Genomic DNA, 12243 nt, shown 5'->3' with positions numbered 1-12243 from the left:
GCCCCGAAGCCTGCCGCGCCGCGCCAGGAAGGCCAGCGCCAGGACGCACCGCGCAACCGCCCGGCCCAGCCGGCGCGCGGCGCCAACGGTAACGGCAACGGCAACGGCAACGGCAACGGCGCCAATGGCGGCAGCCGGGGTGGCCGACAGGCAGCCGGCAACGGTAGTGGTAACGGTAGTAACGGCGGCGGCAATGGCCGCGGTGGCAACGGCAACAATGCCCCGCGCCCCACGCAGGATGCCGCTGGCGCGCCGCCCGCGCGCAACCGTCGTCCGGCGCCCCAGGCGGCGCTGCTCGGCGGCCGCAAGCCCTGAGCGGCACGCGCCTCATGACCGCGCCCGTCGATGCGGATGTCCCCTACACCGGCCTGACGCCGGAGTGCATCCTCGACGCGCTGGAAGCCGCCGGCTTTCAGCCGGACGGGCGCCTGCTGGCGCTCAACAGCTACGAGAACCGGGTCTGGCAGGTCGGCATCGAGGATGCCGCGCCGGTCATCGCCAAGTTCTACCGGCCGGGCCGCTGGACTGACGCTGCCATCCTCGAGGAACACGCGTTTGTCCAGCAACTGGCCGATGCCGAGATCCCGGCGGTGCCGGCGCTGTCTGCCTCGATAGGTGGACAGCCGCCCGCCACGCTGCTCGCGCACGACGATTTCCGATTTTCCGTATTCCCGCGCTGCGGCGGCCGCGAGCCGGCGCTCGACCGCGCCGAGACGCTCACGTGGCTGGGCCGCTTTATCGGGCGCATCCACGCGGTGGGCGCGTCGGCGCCGTACCTGGTGCGTCCCACGCTCGACGTGGAGACCTTCGGCGTGGCGCCGCGCGACTACCTGCTCGCCCACGACTGCATTCCCGCCGACCTGCTCGCGCCCTGGCGCGCCGCCGTGGACCTGGCCCTCGATGCCGTGCGACGCTGCTACGACCGCGCCGGCGAGATCCGCCTGCTGCGGCTGCATGGCGACTGCCATCGCGGCAATGTATTGTGGATCGATCCGGAAGACGCCCGCGGACGCGGCGCGCCGGGCCCGCATTTTGTCGATTTCGACGATAGCCGCATGGGGCCGGCGGTGCAGGACCTGTGGATGCTGCTCGAAGGCGACCGCGCGGCGATGCAGGACCAGCTGGCCGACATCGTGGCCGGCTACGAGGATTTTGCTGAATTCGAGACGCGCGAGCTATGGCTGGTGGAGGCGCTGCGCACGCTGCGCCTGCTCCATTACAGCGCCTGGCTGGCCGCGCGCTGGCGCGATCCCGCCTTCCCGGCCGCCTTCCCGTGGTTCGGCACGGCGCGCTACTGGCAGGACCGCATCCTCGAATTGCGCGAGCAGATCGCGCTGATGGACGAACCCCCGCTCTGGGGGTAGGCCCGTCGATCAGGCGGGGCGGTCGCCCTTGACCATCATGACCGGGCAGTCGGCCTGCGCCAGCACGCGGCCCGCCACGGAACCAATCACCGCATCGAAGAACGAGCCCCGGCCATGGGTGCCCATGACGATGGCATCGGCATGGACCGCCCTGGCGTGCGCCAGGATCTTGTCCGGCGCGAAGCCGCGCAGCGGGTGGCGTTCGAACGGCACGCCGGCATCGCCCAGGATCTTGCAGACCGAGGCCATGGCCTTCTCGCTTTCATCGTGGTGCCAGGCGTCGATGGTGTCCTTGTTGACGAAGGCGCGCACCTGGCCCGTGACCTCGGGCGAGACGTGTACCACATGGACGGTATAGCCCGGTTGCAGCAGCCGGCCTGTGGCCAGGAAGTGCGCGGCGGCATCGCTGAAGCTCGATCCATCGGTGGCAAGGATGATTTGGGGCATGGCGGGGATCTCCGGTTATGGCATGACAGGTGTCACACAGCATCGCCAGCTTGGCAGATGTGCGGGACTCGCCTTTCAACTTAGGTCAAATTCAGACGAAATTTTCAGGATTTCACGATTGTCATGTCCGCCGCGATGTGATTTGCCTATGTCATCCGCGCGCCCCGGGCGGACACAAATCCGCAGGAGCTGAAATTTCTGCATCGATACACGGAAGTTTCGCAGCGTCATTGCCGATTTTTCCGCATCCCGCACGGAAACGGACGGCCTATGCTCGGGCATCACTCAACTGTAGGAGCCCGAGCCCATGCCCACCGCCCTTGTCGTGGATGATCACCCCGCGATCCGGCTTGCCGTCAGAAGCCGCCTCACCGAGGACCTCGATTTCGACACCGTCACGGAAGTGACCAACGGCGCGGACGCCTTGCGCGTGCTGCGCGACGCCATCGCCGACCTGATCGTCGTGGACCTGAGCCTGCCCGGCGTGCCGGGCGAGGCGTTGCTGGCCGAACTCGTATCGCGCCATCCCGGCACCCGGGTGCTGGTGCTGTCCGCGATGACCGGCGCCGGCGAGCGCGCCATCCATGGCGGCGCCCATGGCTATGTCGACAAGGGCGATGGCCTGCACGCACTCACGCCGGCCCTGCGCGCCGTCATGCAGGGCTTCGCGGTGTTTCCCACACACCTGCTACCCACGCTGCGGCGCATCTCGGCCGTGGCCGGCGACCCTGCGCGCATTTTGAGCCGGCGCGAGCTGACGGTATTGCGCATGCTGGCCTCGGGCCATACCAATAAGGCGATCTCCGAATTACTGGAAATCAGCAACAAGACCGTCAGTTCGCACAAGGCAAATATCATGAGCAAACTGAAATTCAAATCGCTGATTGAACTGGCAGAGTTTGCGCGACGACATCATTTGCTGTAAGTCCGGACGTGATGGGAGCGCTCCGTTATGAATCTTTCTTGAGTCTCGCAGCGCACGATTGACTTCGATTTCTCCGGCATATATATCAGCAGTGCGCGGAAATGTCTTTTCGCTGTTTCTCACCGCGAGCGTTGGAAACCGATTTATCAGCGAATGCCGATTCAGTGATTTTCAAGCAAATCCGGCGCGCGAATTCCGATGCAATCTCGGCGATATTCGAGCGCAGCTCGACCGCGTGCACTGCGAACCCGATGATCCGGACAAGGAGATGTCATGCCTGCTCGTCTTTCACGTGTCATGGCCATCGCGGCCGTGCTGTCACTGCCGATGCCACAGCTGGCAGGGGCGGCCACCAAGACCGGTACGTTCCTCGTAAGCGCCGTGGTGGTCAGCGATTGCGACATCCGCAGCACGCCGAACCTCGCCTTTGGCGAAGTGGGCGCGATCAGCCAGCCGGTGGATGTGACCAGCGTCATCATCGTGGCCTGCACGACCGGCACCGCCTACACGATCGCGCTGAACCCCGGTGACGGCACCGGTTCCACGGTGCCGGACCGGCGCATGAGCAACGGCACGAATTCGCTGAAATACCAGTTGTACAGCGACGCCGCCCGCACGGCGGTCTGGGGCCAGACGGTCGGCACGGACACCGTCGGCGCCACCGGCAACGGCAATGACCAGGAGCGGACGATCTACGGCCGCATGCCGCCCCAGACCATGCCGGCGGCGGGCACCTATCAGTCGCTGGTGACCGTCACTGTCCAGTATTGAGCCGCGCGCCTGCCGCGCCATCTTCACCCGACCCCCTGTCGGAGACACAACATGACAAGAAAACTCCTGGCGACTTTTGCGCTCCTGCTGACGATGGCCTATGCGAACGCGGCGACGATTCACGTCAAGCCGACCATGACGCTGATTCCGCCTGGCCAGTCCGCTGCCGTCATCACGCTGACCAACCAGGGTGACACGCCGCTCAACGCGCAGGTGCGATTGTTCGGCTGGGACCAGGTGCGGGGCGAGGACGCACTGTCGCCCACCAACCGGCTCGTCGCCAGCCCGCCGATGCTGACGCTGGCGCCGCGCCAGACGCAGTCGATCCGGCTCGTGCGCACGGAAAAAACCCTGGCCACGCAGGTCGAGGCGTATCGGGTGCTGGTGGACGAGGTGCTGGACAACAGCCAGCCTCGACCGACCGGCGTGACGCTGCAGATGCGCTACTCGCTGCCGGTGTTCGTGATCCCGCGCGAGAAGCTCAAGCCCGCGCAGGTCACGGTGACGGCCTCCGCCGACGGCAATCTGGTGAAGCTCGGCGCCGTGAACCGCGGCGAAACCCATGCGCAGGCCACCGACGTGTCGGTGGAATACCGTGGCGGCGGCACCAGCCCCGTGGTGCCGGGCCTGCTCGGCTACGTGCTGCCGGGCAAGTCGGTCGAATGGAAGTTGCCGCTGCCAGCGGACGCCGCGGCCAAGGGCCGGCCCACGCGCGTCAAGATGCTGATCAACGGGCGCGAGATGTTGGTCGATCTCTGATGCCGACCGTGCCCGCCCATGTCAAAACCGCCCCGTGGAGGTGCCGCCGCCCGCGCACCCCGCAAGCTGGCGCTCGCGCTGCTCTGCAGCGTTGCGATGGACCTGATGGCCGGCGCGCATGCGTGGTCGCAACCGGTGCCGGAGGCCGATGACGGTGCCTCCACCGCCTTCTACCTGCAGGCGGCTGTCAACGGTGTCGAAAAGGAGCTGATCGTTCGCGTCGACCGGCGGGCCGGTGTGCTGTACATGGCCGCCGGCGAGTTGGAGGAACTCGGCGTCCGCGTCGACGACCTGCCGTTCGGCCCAGACCAGCAGATCGCCCTGGACGCCGTGCCTGGCCTCGGCTACGACTACGACGCCGCCGCCCAGCGCATCGCGCTGCGCGTGCCCGAGGGGCTGCTCCGGGCCCAGCGGCTCGGCGCCGAGCCGCCCGCGCTGCCCCCGGTGCAGTCGGGCACCGGCCTGGTGGTGAACTACGCGTTCAATCTCCAGACCACGCGGCTCTCGCTGGACGAGCAGCGCGAGGTGCAGCGCAATCCCAGCCCGCTGCAGGGCGCCGGTACGCACGGTCCGCAGCCGCTGATTGGGGAGCAGGCCTTTGCCGACAGCTACGACCGCCTGAACCGGACCCTGTCCCTGTCGAGCGAGCTGCGCTTCTACTCGCCGCTCGGCGTGTTGCAGAACTCGGGTGTTACCACGCTGCACGAGGGCCAGACCGAGTACCTGCGCCAGGACACCTACTGGACCTACCAGGACCCCCGCCGGCTGATGAGCTATACGGTTGGCGACTTCGTCTCCGCTGCCTTGCCGTGGTCGCGGGCGGTGCGCATGGGCGGGGTCAGCGTGGCGCACAACTTCGACACCCGCCCGGACCTCGTGACCTATCCGGTGCCGTCGCTGGGCGGCAGTGCCGTGGTGCCGACCACGGTGGACCTCTACCTCAACGGCTTGCGCCAGTTCTCGGCGCAGTCGTCGGGCGGCCCCTTCGTGATCGCCACGCCGCCGGCGCTGACCGGCGCGGGCACCGCCACGCTGGTCTACCGCGACCAGCTGGGGCGCGAGGTGATCGTCAACCGGCCGCTGTATGTTGATGCGCGACTGCTCGCCAGGGGACTGTCGGAGTACGCGGTCCAGGCCGGCTACGCGCGGCGCAACTACGGCAGCCTGTCCTTCGACTACGCCGGCTCGCCCACCGCCACCGCTTCGGGTCGTTACGGCGTGACCGACGCCGTAACCGTGGAAGCGCATGCGGAGGCCGCCAGCGGCCTGCGCAACGCAGGTATCGGCGGGCTGGTGCAGCTCGGGTACTTCGGGGTGGCGAACGCGGCCATCTCCGGCAGTACAGGCGATGCCAGCGGCATGCAGTTCAGCGGCGGCTACCAGTACATCTCGCGCGCGTTCAGCTTCACGGTGCAGGGCATCCACGCGGCGAACCAGTATCGCGATCTCGGCACGCTCGAGGGCGTTCCCGTGCCGGAGAATCAGCTGTACATCACGCTCAGCGTGCCGCTGACGGCGCGGCAGACGCTGTCGGTCAGCTACTCGCGCCAGGACGCGTCGTTCCTCGGCGGCTCGCGCATCGTATCGGTCGGCTATACGGCGTCCATTGGCTCGCGATTCAACATCTTCGCCAACGTGTTCAAGGACTACGACCAGCGGCAGACCGTCGGCGCCTTCATCGGCGTGACCGTCTCGCTCGGCAACAGCGTGAGCGTCGGCACGAACGCCAGTTCGTACGACGGGCGCAAGAGTGTCTCGGTGACGGCCAACCGGCCCGTCGACTACGACAAGGGCGGCTTCGGCTGGAACGTACAGGCCGATGCCGGCAGCGAAACCTATCGCCGCGGCCTCGGCCGGGTGGACTATCGCGGCCGCTATGGCGACGTGACGGCGCAGGCCGAGCACATTAACTCGGGCAGTATCGAGTCGAACCATGTCTCGCTCTACGGGGCGGGCTCGCTGGTGGTGGCGGACGGCGCGGTGCTGGCCGGCCGGTCGATCTACGACGCCTTCGCCGTGGTGTCGACCGACGGCCTGGCCGATGTGCCGGTGCTGCGCGAGAACCGGCTGGTGGGCAAAACCAACGCTGGCGGCCGCCTGCTCGTGCCCGACCTGCTGCCCTACGACGGCAACCGGATCGCTATCAGCACCCTCGGGCTGCCGGCCGAGGCCAGCGTGACGACGGACCGCCAGGTCGTGGTGCCGCCCACGCGCGCCGGCGTGACGGTGCGCTTCCCGGTCACGCGCTACGAGGGCGCCACCGTGCTGCTGGTCGACGCACAAGGCCAGCCGCTGCCGGTAGGGGCGCACGTCGTCCTGGAAGGCAGCGATGCCACGGCCGTGGTCGGCTACGACGGCGCCGTGTTCCTCCCCGCGCTGCAGCCGGACAACCGGGTGACGGTGACGTTTGGCGACAGGACCTGCACGGCGCAGGTGCCCTATGCCCCGCGCGATGTGATGACCTCCATCGGCCCCTTCCCCTGTGTCCTGCGGGAGCGCCCATGAACGCCCGTCTGGTTCGCCACCTGCTGGCCTGCGGGCTGTTCGCCTGGTTGTGGTGGGCGGGCAGCGCCTACGCCATCGACTGCACCGTCACGATGAGCGATATCGAGTTTGGCGAGGTCAACGTGCTTACCACCACGCCTGTCGGTGTCAACGGCGAGGTGAAGGTCGAGTGCACCGACATGACGACCAAGTTCGCCCGCGTCTGCCTGAGCTTCGGCTCGCCGGGCGGCGGCACGGTGGCGAACCGGACGATGACGGGCACGACCGCGACGCCGCTCGCGTACAACCTCTACCAGAACGCCTCGCACACCACACCCTGGGGCTCCGTGTACCTCACGCCCGCGCAGCCCCGTTCGGTGACGATGCAGGCGGATTCGTTCGGCATGGCCACCGCTACGGTGATGTATTACGGCTACATGCTGCTGCCGCAGGCGACCGTGCGGCCCGGCAGCTATAGCGCGATCTATACCACCGCGGACACCTCGATGAACGTACAGGGCTATGTGTCCACACCGCCAGCCTGCTCGTCGAGTATGCCGCAGGGTACGTCATGGACCTTCACCGTGCGCGCGACGGTGGTGTCGGACTGCAACATCACGGCGACCAATATCGATTTCGGGCAGATCGGCCTGATTAGCGGGCCCGTGTCGGCCAACGGCAACATCAGCGTGACCTGCTCGGCGGGCACGGCCTATGCGCTGGCGCTCAACAACGGCACGGGCGCAGGGGCTACGCCAACCTCGCGCAAGATGACACGCGACGGCGGCACGGAGACGCTGACGTATGGCTTGTATGTCGATGCCACGCACAACATCGCATGGGGAGATGGAACGGGCGGGTCGACCACCATGATGAGCACGGGGACCGGCGTCACCAACCAAGCCACGGTGTACGGGATGGTGCCGCCGCAGGCCGGGGCAGCGCCGGGGCTCTATCGCGACACGATCATCGTCACCATCACGTACTAGCGGCGGGTAGCGACAGCGTGGCGGCCGCGCCGCCGCCGGGGCGGTTCTCCACGGCGATGCGGCCATGGTGCAGCGCCGCCACCTCGCGCACGAGGCAGAGCCCGAGGCCGGTGCTCTTGTCGCGGCCATCGGGGCGCGGCAGCGAGTAGAAGCGCTCGAACAGCCGCCCCTGCGCGTAGGCGGGGATACCCGGACCATCGTCGGTAATGCGGATGTCGATCATCCCGGATGAGCCGGGCAGCACGGCGATCTCCACCGTGCCCTGCGCCGGGGAGAAGTCGAGCGCGTTGTCGAGCAGGTTGGCCAACGCCTGATGCAGCAGGAACGGGTCGCCGCGGACCCCGGGCGCGCCCCAGCCAACCGGCAGCGGCTGGCGGCGCAGCGTGATGCCGCGCTGTCGCGCGCGCGGCTCGCACGCCTCCGCGAGCGCCTCCAGCAGCGGCAGCAGCGCGACCGGCTCGCTGGCATCGAGCTGCTGCTTCTGCTCCACCGCCGCCAGCATCAGCAGCTTGCCGATCATCAGTTCGAGCCGCCGGGTCTGGCCCTGGATATTGGCGGCGAAGCGGCGCCGGTCGGCGGCGGGCATCTCCTCCTGCAACAGCTCCGCCGCACCGCCGATAGCCGCCAGCGGGCTTTTCATCTCGTGGGTCAGCGTGTGGATGTAGTGCTCGACGTACTGCTTGTCCTCCAGCCGCAGCCGCATCGTCTCCACGGCGCGTCCCAACTCCGCCAGCTCGCCGGCGCCGCGCAGCGGCATCTCGGCGCGCTCGCCGGCGGCCACCGCGCGGGCGTAGCGTTGCAGCCGGCGCAGCCCGTGCACCAGCCACAGCGTGCACGCCAGCCCGATCACGAAGGCGCAGCCCATCAGCAGCAGGCCGTGGAGCAGGATCTTCTGCCGGCTGCGGTCGATGAAGGGCGCCATCACGCGATTCGGCTTGGAGACGGTCAGCACGCCGATGATCGGGCCGCTATGGGGCGTACCGCCCACATCATCGGCCCGGATCGGCGCCGCGACGTGCATCACCGTGCTGTCCTCGTCGTCCGGGTCGATGCGTGTGCTGCGGGCGCCGTACTTGCCCTGCAGGGTGCGCGCCACGTCGTTCCAGCGGGAGTGGTCGGCGCCCGTGGCGGTGCCGGCGGAGTCGAAGCGCACGACGCCCCGGGTGTCGGTGATGGTGACCCGGTAGTGGATGGTGTCCTTGTGCACGCCCCAGATCGTCGCGTCCACCGGCACGCTGGCCAGCGTGGCCACGCGCCGCGCGAACGCGCCATCGGCGATATGGCCCTGCTGCATGTCGTCGGCAGCCAGCAGCGCCAGCACCTGGGCGGTATCGGCCAGCGTGTCCTCCATCGCCTGGCGCACACCCGGCTTCACTTCCTGCACGAACACGCGCAGCGTGAGGAACGCGGCAAGCCCGACGATCAGGAAGAAGCCGAAGAAGATGCGGAGTCCGATATGCATGCCGGCCGGGCGCTCAGGGATCGAGCGAGTAGCCCATGCCACGATGGGTGCGGATGGCGTCGAACGTGGCGTCCACCGCGCGCAGCTTGGCGCGCACGGTCTTGATATGGGTGTCGACGGTGCGGTCGATGGTGTCGGCGGCGTCGTGCCAGACCATGTCCATCAGCTGGGCGCGCGAGTAGATGCGCCCCGGCTGCGCCACCAGCAGCGCCAGCAGCCGGTACTCGTAGCGCGTGAGGGCCAGCCACTGGCCGTGGAAGGCGATTCGGGCGCCGGCTGCGTCGTGGGTGAACCGCGCGGGCGGTGGCGCCGTAGCCGATGGCGCCCCGGCCCGGCCCCCCGCACGGCGCAGGATCACCCGCACCCGGGCCGCCAGTTCGCGCGGCGAGAAGGGCTTGACCACGTAGTCGTCCGCGCCGATCTCCAGCCCGACAATGCGGTCGATCTCCTCGTGCCGCGCCGTCAGAAAGATCACTGGCACGTCAGAGAACGTGCGCAGCGTCCGGCAGACCTCGAAACCGCTCATGTCCGGCAGGCCCACATCCAGGATCACAAGGTCGGCCGGTGCCGCGCGCAGCCGCTGCAGCGCGTCGCCGCCCAGCACGAGGTGCTCGGCCTGCATGCCATCGGTGCGCAGTGCATAGAGGATGGTGTCGGCGATGGCGGCTTCGTCTTCCACCACGACGACGGTCGGCGGGTTCATCGATTCCGGGCCCGGGATGCTGAGATTGGCGCGATCTTATCAGGCCCGCACCCCACGCCGATGGAAGTAGACCCGCTCGGCGGCCAGCCGCAGCGGCGCGGAATGGAGCAGCACCTCGAACGGCCAGTCGAACTGCAGGCGGTCGAACACCCAGCGCAGCGCGCGCTTGGTCAGGAAGCGCGGTGCGCTGGCCGCCGCCACCCGCTCCGGGGCCGGCCCGCCGTGGAGCAGGTGGGCGGCCATGGCCTCGCCGATGGTCTCGCCGTGGCGCCATGCCGAATGGATGCCGCCTGCCGTCACCGGCGAGACCACCCCGGCTGCATCGCCGGTCAGCATTACCCCGGGTCCGGCGATGGGCGCGACCGGCCCGCCGCACGGAATCAGCCCAGCCCGCGTGGCGCCGGGCAGGGCGTCGTCCGGAATTTGCAGCAGATGGCGCACGCGCTGCAGAAAGCCGTCGATGTCAGGCGCACGCGGGCGGCGCGGCGCCTGGCGCAGCGCGAGGCCGGCCTGCACGCCGGTCGGGTTCTGCGTCACCCAGCCGATATAGCCCGGGGCGAAGCGCTTGCTGACGAAGCAGTGGAGCGCGCCCGGCTCGGGCAGCGTCATGCCGGGAAACTCGTACTCCACGCCGTAGAGGAAGTCGTGGACGCGCCCCAGCCCGGCCGTGATCGCCACGCGCGAGCGCACCCCGTCCGCGCCCACGAGGTAGCGCGTGCGGCCCACGCCGGGCACGCGCCAGCCACCCCCGCAGGGCTGGGCGCCGGTGAACGCGGTGCCCAGGCGCAGGTCCACGCCATGGCACACCAGTTCGGCAGCCAGCCAGCGCATCAGGCGCGGGGTATCGGTCGTCAGGAAGTAGTAGCCCGGGGCGCGCAGCGCCAGGCTGCGCAGGCTGGGCGCGTAGAGCCGCACCTGTTCCACCCGGTGCAGGCAGTCTGCCGGCGCGTGGCGCAGCCAGGTCTGCTCGGCGGCCTCCTTCACGATGATGCCGGTGGTGTGCAGTTTCTCGCCCGGATCGACCTTGCGCTCCAGCACCACCACGCGCAGCCCGGCTCGCGCTGCCGCCAGCGCACAGGCCGCGCCCGCGAAGCTGGCCCCCACGATCACCACGTCCGCATCGAAATTCGCACCGGCTGCCGTCATGTCACTGCTCCTGAAGTTGGACGGAGTGAGTGTTGCCAGCGAGGGTGAAGCCGGTATGAGGCGAATGTGAGGCGCGGACGCCGTCGGAATTGGTCGAAATCGGTCGGAATCGGTCGGAATCGGTCGGAATCAGTCGGGGAACAGCGTCTGCGCCGCGCGCCGGATGCCGCCGTAGCCGGTGCAGCGGCAGAGGTTGCCGTTGAGCAGCGCGCAGGCTTCGGCCTGGCAGGGCCGGGGCTCGCGCAGATGCAGGTGCGTCATCGTCATCACCATGCCCGCGGTGCAGTAGCCGCACTGCACGCCGCCGCAACTGGCCAGCGCCTCGCGCACGGGCAGGCTGGCGGCGTCTGCCGCGACGGACTCGATGGTCCGCACCGCGCGGCCTTCCAACTGCCACGCCATGACCAGGCAGGCGTTGGCCGGCGCGTCGTCCAGCCAGACCATGCAGGCGCCGCAGCGGCCCACCTCGCAGCCGGGCTTGGCGCCGGTCAGGCCCCAATGCTCGCGCAGCAGCGTGAGCAGCCGGGTGTCGGGGGCGCAGTCGATGCGCACCGGGGCGCCGTTCAGCGTCAGGTTCAGGGTGAGAGAGATCACGCTTGCTCCAGGATGGCGATGACCTGCGCCGGCTGCACCGGCAGGCGCGTGACGGGGTGCCGCAGCGCCACGGCGATGGCATTGGCGATGGCGGGCACCGCGAAGTTCACGCTGATCTCGCCCGCGCCGCGTGGGCCGATGGGGTCGCCGTCGGGCAGGTTCTCGATGGCGATGACGTCCATCGCCGGGGCGTCGGCCAGCGTCGGCATCAGGTAGGTGTCGAGATTGCGCGCGGCATAGCGCCCGCTCTCGCACGGCAGGTCCTCCTGCACGCACATGCCCAGGCCCATCACCGCGCCGCCCTCCATCTGGCCGAGGTAGCCCTGCGGCGAGGCCACCGGCCCCAGCGCCGTGCACATCACCATGGACTCCACCGCCACCACGCCGCTCCAGGTATCCACCCGGACCTGGGCGAGCGCCGCGCACGCGCCGAACACGAAGTGGGTGTCGTGGGCGTTGTCCTCGGGGTCTTCCGGCGGCAGGTCCACGCCGATGCAGGGGCGGGCGGCGCCGAGCGCATCGGCCAGCGCCCGGTAGGGCAGGCACAGGCCGTGGGCATCGTGCACGCCGCCCGCGCCAAGCCGCAGCCCCTGCGCTGG

At 69.1% G+C, this 12243-nt stretch carries 12 protein-coding genes and 1 pseudogene; 7 read left to right on the top strand and 6 right to left on the bottom strand.

Going from position 1 to position 12243, the window contains the following annotated elements; all coding sequences use genetic code 11:
- A pseudogene (locus tag KHO18_RS26920) lies at positions 1–315 on the top strand (DEAD/DEAH box helicase); the annotation flags it as partial.
- A 14-nt stretch (positions 316–329) separates the two neighbouring features.
- A complete protein-coding gene (locus tag KHO18_RS26915) occupies positions 330–1364 on the top strand; it encodes a serine/threonine protein kinase (protein ID WP_144197248.1) in 1035 nt (344 codons plus the stop codon).
- A 9-nt stretch (positions 1365–1373) separates the two neighbouring features.
- Here KHO18_RS26915 and KHO18_RS26910 read toward each other — a convergent pair whose 3' ends face one another.
- A complete protein-coding gene (locus KHO18_RS26910; RefSeq protein WP_144197249.1) occupies positions 1374–1811 on the bottom strand; it encodes a universal stress protein in 438 nt (145 codons plus the stop codon).
- 307 nt (positions 1812–2118) lie between these two features.
- Here KHO18_RS26910 and KHO18_RS26905 point away from each other — a divergent pair, with 307 nt between their 5' ends.
- The 5 genes from KHO18_RS26905 (at position 2119) to KHO18_RS26885 (ending at position 7739) form a co-directional block, all read left to right on the top strand.
- Positions 2119–2736, top strand: coding sequence for a response regulator transcription factor (locus KHO18_RS26905; protein ID WP_144197250.1), 618 nt, complete (start codon positions 2119–2121; stop codon positions 2734–2736).
- 273 nt (positions 2737–3009) lie between these two features.
- Positions 3010–3507 (top strand): Csu type fimbrial protein, encoded by a 498-nt coding sequence (locus KHO18_RS26900; protein WP_144197251.1) that lies wholly within the window; start codon positions 3010–3012, stop codon positions 3505–3507.
- Positions 3508–3558: 51 nt separating this feature from the next.
- Positions 3559–4266 carry a fimbrial biogenesis chaperone gene (locus KHO18_RS26895; protein ID WP_144197252.1) on the top strand — a complete coding sequence of 236 codons (708 nt, stop codon included), beginning with the start codon at positions 3559–3561 and terminating at the stop codon, positions 4264–4266.
- Positions 4267–4284: 18 nt separating this feature from the next.
- A complete protein-coding gene (locus KHO18_RS26890) occupies positions 4285–6771 on the top strand; it encodes a fimbria/pilus outer membrane usher protein (protein WP_211944207.1) in 2487 nt (828 codons plus the stop codon).
- Positions 6768–7739: a Csu type fimbrial protein gene (locus KHO18_RS26885; protein WP_144197254.1), complete on the top strand. Its 972-nt coding sequence runs from the start codon at positions 6768–6770 to the stop codon at positions 7737–7739. Before KHO18_RS26890 ends, KHO18_RS26885 begins: the two co-directional genes overlap by 4 nt.
- Here KHO18_RS26885 and creC read toward each other — a convergent pair.
- The 5 genes from creC to KHO18_RS26860 form a co-directional block, all read right to left on the bottom strand.
- Positions 7729–9201: a two-component system sensor histidine kinase CreC gene (gene creC, locus KHO18_RS26880; RefSeq protein ID WP_144197255.1), complete on the bottom strand. Its 1473-nt coding sequence runs from the start codon at positions 9199–9201 to the stop codon at positions 7729–7731. The genes KHO18_RS26885 and creC overlap by 11 nt on opposite strands.
- Before the next feature lie 13 nt (positions 9202–9214).
- Positions 9215–9904 (bottom strand): two-component system response regulator CreB, encoded by a 690-nt coding sequence (gene creB / locus KHO18_RS26875; protein WP_144197256.1) that lies wholly within the window; start codon positions 9902–9904, stop codon positions 9215–9217.
- A gap of 39 nt (positions 9905–9943) precedes the next feature.
- Complete coding sequence (locus tag KHO18_RS26870) at positions 9944–11050, bottom strand: NAD(P)/FAD-dependent oxidoreductase (protein ID WP_144197257.1); 1107 nt, start codon at positions 11048–11050, stop codon at positions 9944–9946.
- A gap of 129 nt (positions 11051–11179) precedes the next feature.
- Positions 11180–11644, bottom strand: coding sequence for a (2Fe-2S)-binding protein (locus tag KHO18_RS26865; protein WP_211944206.1), 465 nt, complete (start codon positions 11642–11644; stop codon positions 11180–11182).
- Positions 11641–12243 (bottom strand): molybdopterin cofactor-binding domain-containing protein (locus KHO18_RS26860; RefSeq protein WP_211944205.1); only part of this gene is annotated, 603 nt, incomplete at its 5' end. The genes KHO18_RS26865 and KHO18_RS26860, both read right to left, overlap by 4 nt.

The sequence above is a fragment of the Cupriavidus campinensis genome, assembly GCF_905397395.1.
Classification (GTDB): Bacteria; Pseudomonadota; Gammaproteobacteria; order Burkholderiales; family Burkholderiaceae; genus Cupriavidus; species Cupriavidus campinensis.
The sequence above is the reverse complement of the archived record's forward strand: the minus strand, read 5'-3'. Positions and strand labels throughout refer to the sequence as shown.

Bases quoted from the DNA above. Each gene is read 5' to 3' on its own strand.
- KHO18_RS26915 (WP_144197248.1), top strand. From the start codon at position 330: ATGACCGCGCCCGTCGATGCGGATGTCCCCTACACCGGCCTGACGCCG.
- KHO18_RS26910 (WP_144197249.1), bottom strand. From the start codon at position 1,811: ATGCCCCAAATCATCCTTGCCACCGATGGATCGAGCTTCAGCGATGCC.
- KHO18_RS26905 (WP_144197250.1), top strand. From the start codon at position 2,119: ATGCCCACCGCCCTTGTCGTGGATGATCACCCCGCGATCCGGCTTGCC.
- KHO18_RS26900 (WP_144197251.1), top strand. From the start codon at position 3,010: ATGCCTGCTCGTCTTTCACGTGTCATGGCCATCGCGGCCGTGCTGTCA.
- KHO18_RS26895 (WP_144197252.1), top strand. From the start codon at position 3,559: ATGACAAGAAAACTCCTGGCGACTTTTGCGCTCCTGCTGACGATGGCC.
- KHO18_RS26890 (WP_211944207.1), top strand. From the start codon at position 4,285: ATGTCAAAACCGCCCCGTGGAGGTGCCGCCGCCCGCGCACCCCGCAAG.
- KHO18_RS26885 (WP_144197254.1), top strand. From the start codon at position 6,768: ATGAACGCCCGTCTGGTTCGCCACCTGCTGGCCTGCGGGCTGTTCGCC.
- creC (WP_144197255.1), bottom strand. From the start codon at position 9,201: ATGCATATCGGACTCCGCATCTTCTTCGGCTTCTTCCTGATCGTCGGG.
- creB (WP_144197256.1), bottom strand. From the start codon at position 9,904: ATGAACCCGCCGACCGTCGTCGTGGTGGAAGACGAAGCCGCCATCGCC.
- KHO18_RS26870 (WP_144197257.1), bottom strand. From the start codon at position 11,050: ATGACGGCAGCCGGTGCGAATTTCGATGCGGACGTGGTGATCGTGGGG.